We start from the raw sequence: 15,480 nt of genomic DNA on the forward strand, positions 1-15,480 counted from the left end.
GGCGGGCGATGCTGTGCACCACATCGCTCGCCAGCTTGTGGATGCCCCGGCGCGATCGATAAGGATGCCGCCCGCATGAACGACCCCGTTTCGCCCCCGTCCCCCTCCCCCTCCGTGCGCTGGATCGCCCCGCTTGCGGTGCTGCTGGTGATCGGCGCGGGCGTGGCTTGGGGCTGGACCCGCTGGCAGGCCGAGCAGGCCCACGAGCTGCAGCGCCAGGCCGATACCGGGCTGCAGCTGCAGGGGTTGGTGGACAGCGTGGAGGCGCTGCGCCGCGACCAGCGCTCGACCTCGCAGCGCGTGCAGGATGCCGCCGCCACCAACCGCGTGCTGCGCGATGAAATGCTGGGCCTGAGCCAGCGCAGCGCGCTGCTGGAAGACAACCTGGCCAAGCTCGCCGACAGCACCCGGCATGGCGCGCAGGCATTGCAGCTGGAAGAGACCGAACTGCTGCTGGGCCAGGCCGCCCAGCGCCTGGCGTATGCGGATGACGTGGAGGGCGCCAAGCGCCTGTATGCACTGGCCGCCAGCACCCTGGCCGACGTCCCGGGCAACGACTACCTCAATGTGCGCCAGGCGTTGATGCAGGAGCGCAACGCGGTGGATGCACTCGGCCCCGGCGTGCGGGTCAGCACCGCCGCACAGCTGGCCACGTTCTCCAAGGCGCTGGAGCGGCTGCCGCAGCAGGTGGACGCGGTTCCCGGCGCGGAGGCGGCCACGCCGTGGTGGCACCAGGTGCTGGCGCCGTTCGTGACCATTACCCCCACCCACACGCAGGGCCCGCTGACCGACGCCGAACGGGTGACCGGCTGGGACGCACTGCAGCTGGAACTGACCCTGGCGCGCGCGGCGGTGGAACGCGGCGACCAGCCGGGGTTCACCCATGCGGTGGACCGCGTCGCCCTGTGGCTGCCGCGGCTGTGGCCGGATTCACCCGCCCTGCGCGAGCGTCGTGCTGAACTGCAGCAACTGCGCATGCGCGTGCTGCAGCCCGCGCTGCCCGAACTGGGCAGCACCCTGCAGCAACTGCGCTCGATGCGCGATGGAGATGATCGATGAAGCCCTTCCAATCCCTAGTAGTGCTGTTGCTGGCCGTGGCCCTGGGCGTGATCGCCTCGCAGTTCCTGGGCACCGAGCAACTGCGCCAGTTTGGCGAAGTGATCTACCGCTACGGCGGCAACGACTACCGTTCCACCGTGCCGCAGGTGGCATTGATGGTGCTGGTGGGCCTGCTGGTGCTGTGGCTGCTGTGGAGCCTGCTGGCCTCGCCGTTCCGGGCCTGGGGCCGCTACCGCCGCAAGCAGGGCCGCGCCCGCCTGATCGAAGGCATCCAGGCCCACGAACAGGGCCAGTGGCAGCGCGCCGAGAAGCTGCTCGCGACCGCCGCCGAAGACAAGGAAGTGAGCGCGGTGGCGATGGTGACCGCCGTGCGCAGCGCCGAAGCGCGCGATGACCAGGCTGCGGTCAACCAGTACCTGCAGCGCCTGGCGGGCGAGGACGCCACCCTGCACGCGCTGCTGCAGGCCGAGCGCCTGCTGCAGCAGGAGCGCCCGGTGGACGCGATCAACCTGCTGGATACCGCGACCATCCAGCCGCTGCCGCCGCGCGGCCTGTGGCTGCGCACCGAAGCACTGGCACGTGCCGAACGCGCGCACGAGGCCTACGGCCAGCTGGGTGCGCTGCGCAAGCAGAAGGTGCTGCCGGACGAGGCCGTGGCCGAACTGGAAACCCGCCTGGCCGCGCAGTCGCTGCTGGAAGCGGGCGACGTGAACGCGCTGGCCGCGCAATGGGAAGCCACGCCGAAGGCACTGCGCAGCGATCCGGACGTGGTCTCGGCCTACGCGCTGCGTGCGGTGGCGCTGGAGTGGGACGAGCCGGCGCTGCTCAACCTGGAGCAGGCGCTGGACACGCGCTGGGACGAATCGCTGGTGACGTTGTACGGGCAGATGCCGGTGGACAAGCTGGCCACCCGCCAGGCCAACCTGCAGCGCTGGCTGGGCAACCAGCCGGCCAGCCCGGCGCTGCTGCTGGCCCTGGGCCGCGTCGCTGCGCGCCAGCGCCAGCACACCCAGGCCGAGGACTACCTGCACCGCGCGATCGCCGCAGGCGCCGGGCCGGCCGCGTGGGAAGCGCTGGGGCAGGTGTTCCTTGATCGTGGTGAACCGGCGTTGGCCTCGCAGTGCTTCGCCAACGCGCTGCGCCAGCAGCGTGGCGATGACAGCATCGCGCTGGCGCGCGCGAGTGCGCCGCTGGCGGCACCGCTGGATGCGGTGATTCCCGAACGCGCCACGGTGGAGGAACAGTCGTTGATGAGTGAACCGGCACCGCTGGTGGTGCACGACCGCGTGAGCGAAGAGCGCGACGCATTCGGCAACCCGCGCCTGCCGTAAGGCGCGCCGACACGGGGGCGCCGCCGGGCGCCCCTCGTGGTGGGTCACGTCCGTTGCGTCGCTACGCCGCTTTCGGCGGTCGCGCCCTCCGAGGCGCGGTTGCCCAGCGTAGCCAGGCCAGCGAAAACGTCCATGGACCGATCCCGGCGCGCTCAGCCGGGCCCGCGTCGGACCACGATAAAGGCCGCCAAAGGCGGCCTTTATCGTGCGCGCGGCGCCGTCGCGCCGCCGGCTCAGCGGTCCTTGTCGGGAAGGCGCGCAGGACTGCGGTTGCCCGCCTCGATCAGGCGCAACTGCTCGGCGACCACATCCAAGCGCATCTGCTGCTCATCGGCCTCGTCCAGCGGCTGGGCGCGCAATTGCGGCCCCAGGCGCTGGAAACGCACACGCGCGGCGTCCATGCGCCCCAGGCGTCGTTCCAGTTCGCCGCGGATCATCTGACAGAACTGCCATGGGCCAGGGCCGGGCGCGGCATCCGGGCAGGTCTGCTCGTACAACGCCAGCGCGCGGCCGGCATAGCGCGGGTACTGGGCCGGGGATGCCTCCCAGCTGGCCTGCAGCATCACCCAGGCCTGGTTGGCCACCGGTGCATCAAGGAACTGCATCATCTGCGCGACCAGGAAGTAAGGCGTCTCGGTGGTGCGCCACTGCTGGTACTGCTTGCCGAGCACGAACGGGGTGAGCTTGCGCACGCTGGCCGCATCCAGGTCCGGATCGTAGATGATCATGCCGTTGCCGGGGCATTGCGGCAGCCGCCACGGCGAGGAGATCGGTCCGAAGGGGCGGGCATCGAACTCACTGCCGAACGAGGTGCCCGAGCTCGGCGTGGTCTGCTCGAAGCGCTCGCCGCCGATCGGGCACTCGAAGGCCTGTTTCATGAAGGTCAACGCGCTGGCCGGTGCGGCCAGCGACAGTGCGGCCAGGACAATCAGGCCGCGGTACGGCATGTGGCGTGTGTGCATTCCCTGCTCCTTGGCGCCTTTCCATAGGGAGGCGCGCATTGCGCGCCGGGTGTTCAACGTTCGACGATCGCCACCACGCCCATGCCGCCGGCGGTGCAGATGGACACCAGCGCGCGGCCACCGCCACGTTCGGCCAGCTGCTTGGCGGCCGTGGCGATCACCCGCGCGCCGGTGGCGGCAAACGGATGACCGGTGGCCAGCGAGGAGCCCAGCGGGTTGATCCTGGCCGGATCGATGCGGCCCAGCGGTGCGTCCAGGCCGAGGCGGTTGCGGCAGTAATCTTCGCTTTCCCACGCGCGCAGGGTGCACAGCACCTGGGCGGCGAAGGCTTCGTGGATCTCGTAGATGTCGAAGTCCTGGAGGGTCAGGCCGTTGCGCTTGAGCATCTCCGGCACGGCGATGGTGGGGGCCATCAGCAGGCCCTCGCCATGCACGAAATCGACCGCGGCCACCTGCGAATCGCGCAGGTAGGCCAGCGGCTCGTGGCCGTGCGCACGCGCCCATTCCTCGCTGGCCAGCAGCACCGCCGAGGCGCCATCGGTGAGCGGGGTGGAGTTGGCGGCGGTCAGCGTGCCGCGGCCGGACACCTTGTCGAAGGCCGGCTTGAGCGTGGCCAGCTTTTCCAGCGAGGTGTCCGCGCGCAGGATGTTGTCGCGCTCCACCCCACGGAACGGGGCGATCAGGTCGTTGAAGAAACCGCGCTCATAGGCGGCGGCCAGCTTCTTGTGCGAAGACACCGCCCACTCGTCCTGCGAGTCGCGCGAGATGTTCCATTCCTTGGCCATGTCCTCGCAGTGGTCGCCCATGCTCTTGCCGGTGCGCGGCTCGGCCACGCCGGGGAACTCCGGCTTGAGCTCGCTGAGCTTGAAACCGCGGGTGAGCGCCTTGAGCTTGTCGCCGGTGGACTTGGCGCGATTGGCCGCCAGCAGGCGCGCGCGCAGCTTCTTGCCGTACACGATCGGCACGTCGGAGGTGGTGTCCGAACCGCCACCGATGCCCGATTCGATCTGCCCCAGCGCGATCTTGTTGGCCACCGCGATGATCGTGTCCAGCGAGGTGCCGCAGGCACGCTGCATGGTGATGCCCGGGGTGAGCGGGGACAGGCCCGAGGACAGCGTGGCTTCGCGGCCGAGGTTCCAGTCGCTGGAATGCTTGATCACCGCGCCCATCGCCACTTCGCCGAGCTGCTGGCCGTGCAGGCCGAAGCGCTCGACCAGCGCACCCAGCGTGCGTACCGACATGCCGAGGTTGCCGACATCCGAATAGGCCGTGTTCTGGCGGCAGAACGGGATGCGGACGCCACCGAGGATGGCGACGGGACGGGCGTTGGGCATGGAGATACCTGGCATGGGAGGGGTGTCTGCAACATGGCCTGCACGAAGGAGCAGGCATAATGGGGGCAAGTGTAGCTGCCGCCCTGTGATGGGCCAACCGTGAAACCATGAGCAAACCCGACCCCGGCATGAATGCCCTAGGCGTACTGGCATTGGAACTGGCCGGCGGCGACGCGCCGCGCCATGCCGCGCTGTCCTCCGAACAGGCTGGCGAACTGGCCGAACGCGTGGGCCGCGACCTGGCCAAACTGGTCCCCGGCGTGAGCGGGCTGGACTTCGTGTTCGCCGGCGCGCATTTCGATCCTGCTGAAGTGCTGCGGCCCGGCTGGCCGGTGCACCGCCGCCTGGAAGAACTGCAGATGCGCGCCCCGGGCCGCAACCAGGGCCCACGCATGCTGGCCTTTGGCGCGGGTGCCGACGGCGACGTGCCGTTGCCGTTCCAGGCCGATGCCGCCCTCACCGGCGGTGGCCTGCGCGTGGTGCCGTTCCTGTTGACCGGCACCGAGGTGGCCCAGACCCGGGCCGTGGCCGAGGCGCTGGAAGACGTGCTGCTGGCCCAGGGCATGGCCCAGCCCGACACCGCGCTGCAGGCGCAGACCGCCTTCGGCGCGCAGATCGAGCATGCGCGCTACTTCACGGTGAACGACCTCGCCGCGATGATGTCCATGCAGTACGACAACCAGGGCCTGGCCGCGCTGTGGCCGTTGATCGAGACGGCGCTGATGGCGCCGCAGGATGCGCAGTGGCTGGACAGCACGCCGGAGCCGCTGCTTCGATACGCCGATGGCGAAGTGCGTATGGCGCTGTTCGATCCGGCCGGCTGGTGTGCGTTCTACAACCACGGCACCGGCGATTGCGATCGCCTGCAGGGCATCTACGAGCAGTACCTGATGCGTCAGCGGCAGATGGCCGCGGTGCTGGAAGCGCACGGGTTGCCGGTGCTGTTCGTGCATTGCGAAGCCGGGCAGGATGCGCGCGCGTTGTTGACGAAGTGACGTGCTGCCGGCCGTTGGCCGGCGCCCCGCGGAGGGGATGGCGGCCATTGCAGCCACGCACGACCTGGCTCCACCCGCACAAAAAAACGCCGGCTTGCGCCGGCGTTTTTCTTCATGCGCTGCGTCGGTTTACGGCGCGGCGTTGATCACCGCGCAGGCCAGGCGGGCACCGGCGTTGCCGGTCGGCTGGGTCTTGTAGTCGTCCGCGTCGGCGTGGACGATCAGGCCGCGACCGATGATGTCGAAATCGTCGCCCTTGCCGATGTTGACGTTGCTGGACACGTCGGCATCGACCACGGCATTGCCCTGGGCGTCGGCCTTGATGTTGGGAATGTCACCGCCGTGGTGCGGGGTGGCGCTGACGTTGCCGTGGTCTTCCTTGGACGGGTTGAAGTGGCCGCCGGCGCTGGCGCCGTCCGGCGCGCTGCAGTCGCCCTTCTCGTGGATGTGGAAGCCATGCTCGGAGTTCGGCTTCAGGCCGCTGACCTGGCCCTTCACGTGGACCTTGCCGTCGACCACGCTGAAGGTCACGTTGCCCTTGGCGGTGCTGTCCTTGGTCGGGGCCAGTTCGGCGACGGCGCCGTGGTTGGCGTGCGCTTCGCTGGTCATGGCCGGCGGGGCGTCGGTGGTGGCTTCGGCGGTCGGCTGCGCGGCCGTGGCTTCGGCGGCCGGGGTGGCCTCCGGGGTGGTGTCGGCCGGCTTGTTGCAGGCGGTCAGGCCGAGCGCGGCGATGGCGACGAACAGCGAGGTGTGGATAAGACGCATGTGGATCTCCTTGCGGGTAGCGATGGAAGAAGCGACGTCGGTGGGGTGCGCGTTCAGCGCATGACCCGGATGACGCCGCAGGCGATTCGGGCGCCGGCATTGCCGGCCGGCTGGCTGCGGTAATCGTCGGCATTGGCGTGCACGACCAGTGCACGTCCTGCGATGTCGGTGGCTGCGCCGCCGCCCAGGGTAACCGCTGGCAGGCGCACATCCACGTTGACCCGGCCCTGCGCATCGGCGCGCAGGTTGTCCATGTCGCCGGCGTGGTGGATGCCGCCGTTGTTGCGACCATGCGGCTGCAGGGTCGGATTGAAATGCGCGCCCGCGCTGCTGGCATCCACGGCGCTGCAGTCACCGCGCTCGTGCACGTGGAAGGCGGCCACCTGCAGTGGCTGCAGGCCACCGATCATGCCGGTGATGTGCACGCCCTGCGCATCGGGCACCAGCGCCAACCGGCCGCTGACCAGGCTGGCCGACGCCGGGGCCAGGTTGGCTTCGGCCATGCGCGCGGTGCTCACCAGCGGCACTGCCGGCGGAGCGGTCGGACGCGTCGGCGGCGTGCTGCCGCAGGCGGCGAGACCGAGCGTGGCCAGGGCAACGAGGGCGATACGGGAACTGCGCATGGAAAACTCCTTGGTTGCAAACTAGCGGCGTGCGCGTCCACGCACCATGAAAGCAGCGCGGACACCGCGCACACGCGGTGTGGACAGGGGGTTCATCCGCCGCGACGGCGACCTGCGCCGAGCTTGCGGGTCAGTGTGTTGCGGCCCATGCCCAGGCGGGCGGCCGCCTCGGCACGACGCCCGTGGGTGATCTGCAGGGCCGCTTCGAGCAGGGCCTGGTCGACCCGTTCGCGCACCTGCGCATGCAGGCCTTCGGCGCCCTCGGCCAGGCGCTGCCGCGCCCAGGTGGAAAGCAGGGTTTCCCACTGGCCCGGGTCGCCGCCAGCGCGCGTGCTGCGCGAACCACCGCCGCGGTGCAGCGCGCTGTCCACGTCGGCCACGCCGATGGTGTCCGAGGCGGCCAGCGCGGCCATTCGCCAGCACACGTTTTCCAGCTCGCGCACGTTGCCGGGCCAGTCGTGTTCGCGCATGGCCTGCAGGGCGGCGGCAGTGAGCCGCTTGGGGGAGGTGTCGAGCTTGCGCGCGGCGGCCGCCAGGAAGGTATCGGCGAGCTGGGCGATGTCGTCGCGGCGCTCGCGCAATGGCGGCAGGCGCAGCCGCACCACGTCCAGGCGGTGCAGCAGGTCGGCGCGGAAGCGGCCCTGCGCGACCAGCGACTCCAGGTCCTGGTGGGTGGCGGCAATCACCCGCACGTCGACACGGATCAGTTCGCGCCCGCCGACGCGGAAGAACTCGCCTTCGGCCAGCACGCGCAGCAGGCGCGTCTGCAAGGGCAGCGGCATGTCGCCGATTTCATCGAGGAACAGCGTGCCGCCGTTGGCCTGCTCGAAGCGGCCGACATGGCGACGCTGCGCGCCGGTGAACGCACCGGCCTCGTGCCCGAACAGTTCGCTTTCCAGCAGCTCGGCGGGAATGGCGGCGGTGTTGAGCGCCACGAACGGCCCCTGCACGCGCGGCGACTCATGGTGCAGCGCGTGCGCGACCAGTTCCTTGCCGGTGCCGGTTTCGCCGTTGATCAGCACCGACAGCGGCGCCTGCGCCAGGCGACCGATGGCGCGGAACAGCGCGCGCATGGCCGGGGTATCGCCGACCAGCTGCGGGCGCTGGTCGGCGCCGGGTTCGGCAGCGCTGGGCAGGGGCGCGGACGCCAGGGCATCCGGCTCGGGCAGCACGCGCTGCGCCAGCGCGACCGCGTCATCGAGGTCGAACGGCTTGGACAGGAATTCCTGCGCACCGCCGCGGAACGCGCCGGCGGTGCTTGCCACGTCGGTGTAGGCCGACATCACGATCACCGGCAGGTGCGGGTGCGCGGCCTTGAGCTTGTCCAGCAACACCAGGCCATCGTCGCCGGGCATGCGCACGTCGGTGAACAGCAGGTCCGGCGGCGGCTGGGTATCGAGCATGGCCAGCGCCGAGGCGGCGCCGTCGAAGCCCTCGACCCGGTAGCCGGCATCGCGCAGGGCGGTGCACAGCACGAAGCGCACGGCGCGGTCGTCGTCCACCACCCAGACGCGCTGGGCGGCGCGGTCGGTGTCATCCGCCATGGGCGGCCTCCTCGGTGGGCGTGCCGTGCCCGATCGGCACCAGCACGGTGAATACGGTATGCCCCGGACGCGAGCGGTAGGTGAGCGTGCCACGGTGTTCGCGCGCGACCTGCTGGGCCAGTGCCAGGCCCAGCCCGGTGCCTTCGGCACGGCCGCTGACCAGCGGCAGGAACAGGTGCTCGGCCAACTGCTCGGGCACGCCGCGGCCGTCGTCGGCAATCTCCAGGCGCAGCGCCAACGGGTGCAGCTGGTCGCCGATGCGCACGCCGTGCTCGACGCGGGTCCGCAGCGTCACGCTGCCCGCGCCCGCCTGGATCGCATTGCGCACCAGGTTCCACACCGCCTGGGTGAGGCGGTCGGCGTCGCCGTGGAACTCGGGGATGCTGGGGTCGTAGTCGCGCTGCAGGCGCACCGCCCAGCCACCTTCGCTCTCGGCCAGGCGCAGCACGCGCTCCAGCGAGGCGTGGATGTTGAGCGGCGCATGCGGCGCGGCCGGTGCCGGCGACAGCAGTTGTTCGAGCAGGCCGTTGAGGCGCTCGATTTCCGAGCCGATCAGCTCGATCAGCTCGCGCTCGGCGGGGTCGCGCTCATCGGCGGCGCGCTGCGCGTTGCGCCTGGCCAGCAACTGGGCCGCGCCCTTCAACCCGGCCAGCGGGTTGCGCAGCTCGTGGGCCAGGCCCTTGAGCGCGGCGCTCAGTGCGCTGGGCAGGGCCTGGGTCGGGTCGAGCCCGGGGAATTCATCGACCGGGTGCGCTTCCAGCAACCAGCCGCCCGCGTCCCAGCGGCTCAGCCAGCCTTCGGCAAAGCGCGGGGCGTCGCCCGGCAGGGCCAGTGCGAGACGGTGCAAGCGCAGGGTGTCGCGCTCGTCGCGGGCCAGGAAGTGCGCCAGCGCCTCGCCCTGCACTTCCAGCGACGCGAGCGGCTGGCCAAGCAGACGGCGCACGCTGACGCCCAGCCAACGGGCAAAAGCGGGGTTGCAGCCGACCACGCGCCCGGCGGCGTCGGCCCAGGCGACCGGAGTGCCGAGGACGTCGAGGGCGGGAGGCGGGAGCGTCGGGGTCATTGCACCAATGTAGTGCAAAACGGCCCGGCCTGGGCCCGATCAGGATGACGTGGGCGGGTTGATTCTGCCTCCACCCGACCTGGATCCGCGCACCGCCAGCGACATTGCGCGCGAGCGAGCCAATCCACGTCGCCCATGGCAATCAACGCGTTCCGGACGATTCCCTGGCCGAGTTCCATGCGTCCTCGAACTCGCCTGCACTGATCTCGTCGACGGCGTCCAGCTCGAGGACTGAAATCGGTTGGTCGGCCAGCATGAATCGGTCATCGCTCTGGCCGCTCTCGTCGCACCAGATTCGGTGCGGGCCGTAGATTTCGACCTGGCGGACAACCCATTCCCCTTTCAACTCCATCAGCGCCACGCCCTCGCCAAGGACCGATTCTGCCCAGTGCCTGAAATATCGCGGAGCGGGGGTAATGGCGATGCGGATGCTCTCCTGCATGTGCTGGTGGTGCCACGTACCGGGGCCGCGCAGGTGGGCCGTGGCCAGTATGGCCGTCCTTGCCGGATCCGCCCAAGTCAGCACGGTCTCGAGTTCGACCGGCTCACCACCGATCACCAGGGATCGCGTGGTGTGTGGCTGGTCCACGCGCGCGAGGAGGTCTGCGACCGAGGCCGAGCGCAGCGCCTCCAGGGCGTTGACAAGTTCTACGTACGCATCTGTCGGTTGCATGGAAGAATTCCGGTTGAGGGCAGATCGGACGTCTGCACATGCGTCCGTCCCCAGCATGCTTATCAAGCAAGCCGCTGGCTTTTTCAACCCGTCCCCGGCCGATGGATCGGCCTCGACGCGGCCCGCGGCGCGCCGCTTGACTACAAATGTAGTCAAGGTTACAACAGCATCCGACTCCGCTTCGTAGCCCGACGTATGCGCCTTGTTGCATGTGTGTGCGGTGTTGCAGTGCTGCTGTGCAGTTTCCTGGCCGGGGCCAAGGCCCCCGACACCGCCGGGCAGCTGCGCGACCTGGTCGACAGCTATGCCGACCGCCGCGGCTTCAACGGCACCGTGCTGGTCGCCCGGGAGGGCAAGGTGCTGTTGCTGGTTGCGCATGGCAAGGCCAATGCGGAGTGGTCGGTACCCAACCGGACGGACGGACGCTATCGCATCGGCTCGTTGACCAAGCCGCTGGTGGCCACGTTGACCCTGCAACTGGTGCAGCAGGGCACGCTTCGGCTGGACGGGACGCTGGGCGACTATCTCCCCGATCTCTATGCCGACACCCCGGCCGCGTCGGTGACCGTGGCGCAATTGCTCAGCCATACCTCCGGCCTTGCCGATCTGCCGGCACGCTACACCGACGACTGGTGGCAGACGGCCGCGCGACGCCACTACGCGCCGATGGACTTCGCGCGCGAGTGGATCCCGCCGACGCTGCGGGAGGCGCCAGGGCAGCAGTTCCGCTACAACAACAATGGCTTCTTCCTGCTTGGGCTGCTGATCGAAACGGTCACCGGCCAATCGCTCGCCCACAACCTGCAGGCGCGGATCTTCGCCCCGGCGGGCATGACCTCCAGCGGGTTGCTCAGTGACGACACCGTGCTGGCGCAGCTTGCCCAGGGCTATGCACGCACGCCAGCGGGCCAATGGGCGCATCCGCAATGGATCGATCCGAGCGTTTCCTACGCGGCGGCCGGGATCTACACCACCGCCGAGGATCTTTACCGCTTCGATCAGGCGCTCTACGGCTCCTCCCTGCTGCACGACGACACGCGGGCGATGATGCTGGAGGTGCGCGCGGCCGGGTACGGGTTCGGCTGGAACGTAGAGACCTGGTTCCTGGCGGACGGCAGCACGTTGCCCGTCGCGTCCCACACCGGCAGCGTGCCGGGCTATCAAAGTTATTACCTGCGCTCGGAACCGCACCGGGACAGCGTGATCATCCTGGACAACCTCTGGCAGGGCGCACTGGTCGCGGCGATGGGCAAGGACCTGATGGAGGTACTCAACGGCAAGCCGATGCAGCGGGCACAGCGTAGCCTCGATGACCTGCTGACCCCGATCGCCTACGGTCAGGGCGTCGATGCGATGGTCCGGACGTTTGCCGGCCTGGGCGAGCGTGGCAGTGAGTACGACCAGAGCGAGCGCGCGTTCAACACGCTCGGCTACCGGTTCCTGCGCGCGGGCAACAGGGAGGCGGCCGTGCGCGTGCTGGAATGGGGTGCCGCCGCCTACCCGGCATCTGCCAATGCGCATGACAGCCTCGGCGAGGCCTACCGCGCCTCCGGGCGACTCGCGGATGCCCGTCAGAGCTACCAGACCGCGTTGCGGCTGGATCCGACGAGCAGGAGTGCCAGCGAAGCCCTGGCCGCCCTGCAGGCCGACCTGCCGCCGCGGTGAGCGCGTGGCCGGGCGCCGTGGGGCGCCACCACGCGATCAGTCCAGCAGGCCTACCAGCGAATGATGCACGGCCACGCCGGCCAGCGCGCCCTCGCCGACCGACAGCGCGATGTTGCCGGCCATGCGTGCCGCATCGCCGCAGGCGAACACGCCCTCCACGGTGGTCTGCTTGGCCGAATCGGCGGTGATGCAGCCGGCGTCCTGCAGCCCGCAGCCCAGTTGCTCGGCCAGGTCGCAGGACAGGCGCGAGACGGGGGCGACGAACAACGCATCGGTGACGATACGGCGACCATCGGCAAGCACGGCGGTGGCGGTGTCGTCCACGCGCAGCAACGGCGTTGTTTCGATGACCACCCCGCAGGCGTCCAGCCGCGCCTTCTGCGCCGGATCGATCCGCGCGGCATCGCGGCAGAACAGGGTGACATTGCCCCAGTCGCATAGCAGCAACGCTTGCCCCGCACCGCCATCGTCGGAGCAGCCGACCACGCCGATGCGGCCTTCCTGAAGTTCATAGCCATGGCAGTACGGGCAGTGCAGCACGCTCCTGCCCCAGCGCTCGGCGAGGCCGTCGATGGCGGGCAGTGCGTCGGTGACGCCGTAGGCCAGGATGAGCCGGCGCGCCGAAAAGCCCTGGCCCGCCTCGCACTGGATCTGGAAGCGCTTGCCGCCGTCCACGCGCTCTGCACGGACCGCGCGACCGGTGAGCCAGGCCAGAGTGGGATAGCGCATCAGTTCGGCACGCGACTGCGCGGCGATATCCGACGGCGCCATGCCTTCCCGCCCGAGGAAGCCATGGGCGGCCAATGCGTTGCGATTGCGCGGCGTGCCGGCGTCGATGACCAGGACGCTGCGGCGCGCGCGGAGCAGTTGCAGCGCGGCCGACATGCCGGCGTAGCTGCCGCCCACGATGATGACGTCGAAAAGCTCGGGGTGTGCGCTCATGGGACCGGGTTACCTTGCCAAGGGCATCCGGAAGGAATGCCAGCGGCGAGCATAGGACCGCAGCGTGAAGCGGGCCTCACGCCGGGGCCGTCGCCAGCGACGGTATGGCCACGCTGCGGCGCACGCGCCCACCGCACGAGGGCGGGTAGCGCTTACGGTGCCTTCGGCAACGCCGCGCCCTTCGGCCACAGCATCCAGATGCTGCCCTTCTGCTTCATGTCGCCGGCCAGCTTGCCGGCGGCGTCGCCGGTGCCCCAGAACAGGTCGGCGCGCACTTCGCCGGCGATCGCGCCGCCGGTGTCCTGCGCGGCCACCGGGCGTACCACCGGGGTGCCGTCCGGGCGGGTGGTGGACAGCCACAGCAGGCTGCCCAGCGGCACCACGGTGCGGTCCACCGCGACGCTGTAGCCGGCGGTGAGCGGCACGTTCAAGGAGCCGCGCGGGCCGTCGTCGCCGTCCGGGCCCTTGGTAAAGAACACGTAGCTGGGGTTGCTCGCGAGCAGCTCGGGCACGCGTGCCGGATGGGCAACCGCCCAGGCGCGGATCGCGTCCATGGTGACGTCCTCCTTCTTCAGCTCGCCCTGCTCCACCAGCCAGCGCCCGATCGGCCGGTAGGGGTGGCCATTCTGGTCGGCGTAGGCGATGCGCAGGTGGCGGCCATCCGGGAGGACGATACGGCCCGAACCCTGGATCTGCAGGAACTGCAGGTCCATCGGGTGGGTGAGCCAGGCCAGCACCGGCGCCTTGGCGCCATGGGTGGCAATCGTGGCGGCATCGTCATAGGGCGTGAGTACGCGCCCCTCGACGCGACCGCGCAGGCGCTTGCCTTTGAGTTCGGGGTAGAGGCTCTCGAGCTGCACGCTGACCATGTCCGTGGGCACGCCGTATACCGGCACCGTCGCCTTGGCGGTACGGACGAGGCTGCCGGGATAGATGGGCTCGTAGTAGCCGGTGATCAGGCCGTCGGCGCGGTTGCCGGCCGCGCGCAGGGCGTAGACGTCCAGGCGTTCCTGCAGGAACTGGCGGATGGCCGCGGGCGTGCCGTCGAGGTGGGTGGCCGCCGTACAGATGGACGCCCAGGCGGCATCGGTCTTCAGGCGCGGGCAACTGCTGCGCCACGCCGCGAAACCCGCCTGCAGGTCGGCATCGGAGACGGCCGGCAGGGCCTTCCAGTCGGCCTTGAGGTAGGGGCTGGCGGGCACGCTGGGGCGCTGCGGGGCGACGGCGCAGCTGGTGAGCAGGGCCAGCCACAGGATGAGCAGCGCGGGGCGCTTGCAGGCATCGGAGATGCGCGTGGTCGTCATGAGCGAAGGTCCTGAGATGGTAGAGCCGACCGTTGGTCGGCTGGCGCGGGAACCGCGCGATGGGTCAATGCGACGTGCAGCCGACCAACGGTCGGCTCTACGGCGCGGCGCGGGGTCAATGTTACGTGCAGCCGACCAACGGTCGGCTCTACGGGGTGGCGCGGGGTCAATGTTACGTGCAGCCGACCAGCGGTCGGCTCTACGGGGCGACGCGGGGTCAATGTTACGTGCAGCCGACCAACGGTCGGCTCTACGGGGCGGCGCGGGGTCAATGTTACGTGCAGCCGACCAACGGTCGGCTCTACGGGGTGGCGTGGGGTCAATGTTACGTGCAGCCGACCAACGGTCGGCTCTACGGGGCGGCGCGGGGTCAAGGTTACGTGCAGCCGACCAACGGTCGGCTCTACGGGGCGGCGTGGGGTCAAATTTACGTGCAGCCGACCAACGGTCGGCGCTACGGGGTGGCGTGGGGTCAAGGCGACTGCTGCAGCAGCGAGTGCAGGATGCGGGCGTCGTCGGCATCCAGCGTGGCGGGCAGGTCATCGCGGCCGCGGAAGCGGCGATGGAACGCGCCGACGGCGGCATCGCGATCGTCCAGCGGATAGCCGAACGCCTGCAGCGCCAGCCACGGGTCGAAACCGGGCGGGGCCGGGCCGTCGCTGTCACGTGGCCATACGCCGAAACCGGCCTGGGCCAGTTGCTGCCACGGGAAGAAGCGGCTCGGGTCCTGTTTGCGCGCAGGGGCGAGGTCGGCATGGCCGATCACCTGCGTGCGCGGGATGCGCAGGCGCGTGCACAGGTCGTCGAGCAGGCGGATCAATGCGTCGATCTGCGCGGGCGCGAACGGGGTGTCGCCGTCGTTGTCGATCTCGATGCCGATGGACGCCGAGTTCAGATCGGTGATCGCGCCCCAACGGCCGGGGCCGGCGTGCCACGCGCGGCGGTCATCCCCCACGAGCTGGTAGAGATGGCCGTCGGCACCGACGAGGTAATGCGAACTGACCTTGCCGCCGCTGTTGGCGCTGCGCAGGGTGTCCAGGCTCTGTTGCACCGAGTGCTGGTCGGTGTGGTGCAGCACGATGATGACCGGGCCACGCGCGTTGTGATTGGGCGATGCCACCCAGGTGGCAAGCGGGCTGCGGATGCCGGTGCTGGCGCAGGCGGCGAGCAGCAGGCAGGCGAACAGTGACAGCAGGGGTCGGATCTGGCGCATGCGCGCA

At 70.0% G+C, this 15,480-nt stretch carries 14 protein-coding genes; 4 read left to right on the forward strand and 10 right to left on the reverse strand.

Annotation, left to right across the window (positions count from 1 at the left end):
* Positions 1–75 precede the first annotated feature (75 nt).
* Positions 76–1,059 carry a uroporphyrinogen-III C-methyltransferase gene (locus M2421_RS11955; protein ID WP_259206875.1) on the forward strand — a complete coding sequence of 328 codons (984 nt, stop codon included), beginning with the start codon at positions 76–78 and terminating at the stop codon, positions 1,057–1,059.
* Complete coding sequence (locus tag M2421_RS11960; protein ID WP_259206878.1) at positions 1,056–2,390, forward strand: heme biosynthesis HemY N-terminal domain-containing protein; 1,335 nt, start codon at positions 1,056–1,058, stop codon at positions 2,388–2,390. Before M2421_RS11955 ends, M2421_RS11960 begins: the two co-directional genes overlap by 4 nt.
* A 233-nt stretch (positions 2,391–2,623) precedes the next feature.
* Here the strand turns inward: M2421_RS11960 and M2421_RS11965 are convergent, their stop codons facing one another.
* Together M2421_RS11965 and M2421_RS11970 are read right to left on the reverse strand one after the other, a co-directional pair.
* The gene (locus M2421_RS11965) at positions 2,624–3,352 is read right to left on the reverse strand and encodes a hypothetical protein (protein ID WP_259206880.1); all 729 of its coding nucleotides are present in this window, start codon (positions 3,350–3,352) and stop codon (positions 2,624–2,626) included.
* A 53-nt stretch (positions 3,353–3,405) separates the two neighbouring features.
* Positions 3,406–4,701 carry an acetyl-CoA C-acetyltransferase gene (locus M2421_RS11970; protein WP_259206881.1) on the reverse strand — a complete coding sequence of 432 codons (1,296 nt, stop codon included), beginning with the start codon at positions 4,699–4,701 and terminating at the stop codon, positions 3,406–3,408.
* Between the two features lie 92 nt (positions 4,702–4,793).
* Between M2421_RS11970 and M2421_RS11975 the strand changes: the two genes are divergently transcribed.
* Complete coding sequence (locus tag M2421_RS11975; protein WP_259206882.1) at positions 4,794–5,681, forward strand: hypothetical protein; 888 nt, start codon at positions 4,794–4,796, stop codon at positions 5,679–5,681.
* Between the two features lie 129 nt (positions 5,682–5,810).
* Here M2421_RS11975 and M2421_RS11980 read toward each other — a convergent pair whose 3' ends face one another.
* The 5 genes from M2421_RS11980 to M2421_RS12000 form a co-directional block, all read right to left on the reverse strand.
* Positions 5,811–6,446, reverse strand: a complete 636-nt coding sequence (locus M2421_RS11980; RefSeq protein ID WP_259206883.1) for a superoxide dismutase family protein — start codon at positions 6,444–6,446, stop codon at positions 5,811–5,813.
* A gap of 53 nt (positions 6,447–6,499) precedes the next feature.
* Positions 6,500–7,069: a superoxide dismutase family protein gene (locus M2421_RS11985; protein WP_259206884.1), complete on the reverse strand. Its 570-nt coding sequence runs from the start codon at positions 7,067–7,069 to the stop codon at positions 6,500–6,502.
* A 92-nt stretch (positions 7,070–7,161) separates the two neighbouring features.
* Complete coding sequence (gene ntrC, locus M2421_RS11990) at positions 7,162–8,613, reverse strand: nitrogen regulation protein NR(I) (RefSeq protein ID WP_259206885.1); 1,452 nt, start codon at positions 8,611–8,613, stop codon at positions 7,162–7,164.
* Complete coding sequence (locus M2421_RS11995; protein WP_259206886.1) at positions 8,603–9,676, reverse strand: ATP-binding protein; 1,074 nt, start codon at positions 9,674–9,676, stop codon at positions 8,603–8,605. The genes ntrC and M2421_RS11995 overlap by 11 nt, the downstream gene beginning before the upstream one ends.
* A gap of 142 nt (positions 9,677–9,818) precedes the next feature.
* On the reverse strand, positions 9,819–10,349 hold the full coding sequence (locus M2421_RS12000; protein ID WP_259206887.1) for a hypothetical protein: 531 nt from the start codon (positions 10,347–10,349) through the stop codon (positions 9,819–9,821).
* 228 nt (positions 10,350–10,577) lie between these two features.
* On the opposite strand from M2421_RS12000, the gene M2421_RS12005 reads away from it, so the two are divergent.
* Positions 10,578–12,014 carry a serine hydrolase gene (locus M2421_RS12005; protein WP_259206888.1) on the forward strand — a complete coding sequence of 479 codons (1,437 nt, stop codon included), beginning with the start codon at positions 10,578–10,580 and terminating at the stop codon, positions 12,012–12,014.
* A gap of 36 nt (positions 12,015–12,050) precedes the next feature.
* On the opposite strand, the gene M2421_RS12010 is transcribed toward M2421_RS12005, so the two are convergent.
* From M2421_RS12010 to M2421_RS12020, 3 genes are all read right to left on the reverse strand, one after another.
* On the reverse strand, positions 12,051–12,956 hold the full coding sequence (locus M2421_RS12010; RefSeq protein ID WP_259206890.1) for an NAD(P)/FAD-dependent oxidoreductase: 906 nt from the start codon (positions 12,954–12,956) through the stop codon (positions 12,051–12,053).
* Between the two features lie 152 nt (positions 12,957–13,108).
* The gene (locus M2421_RS12015) at positions 13,109–14,260 is read right to left on the reverse strand and encodes an MltA domain-containing protein (RefSeq protein ID WP_259206892.1); all 1,152 of its coding nucleotides are present in this window, start codon (positions 14,258–14,260) and stop codon (positions 13,109–13,111) included.
* A gap of 472 nt (positions 14,261–14,732) precedes the next feature.
* Positions 14,733–15,473: an N-acetylmuramoyl-L-alanine amidase gene (locus M2421_RS12020; RefSeq protein ID WP_259206893.1), complete on the reverse strand. Its 741-nt coding sequence runs from the start codon at positions 15,471–15,473 to the stop codon at positions 14,733–14,735.
* Between the last annotated feature and the right edge of the window lie 7 nt (positions 15,474–15,480).

Source organism: Stenotrophomonas sp. BIGb0135 (genome assembly GCF_024810105.1).
GTDB lineage: Bacteria > Pseudomonadota > Gammaproteobacteria > Xanthomonadales > Xanthomonadaceae > Stenotrophomonas > Stenotrophomonas maltophilia_AB.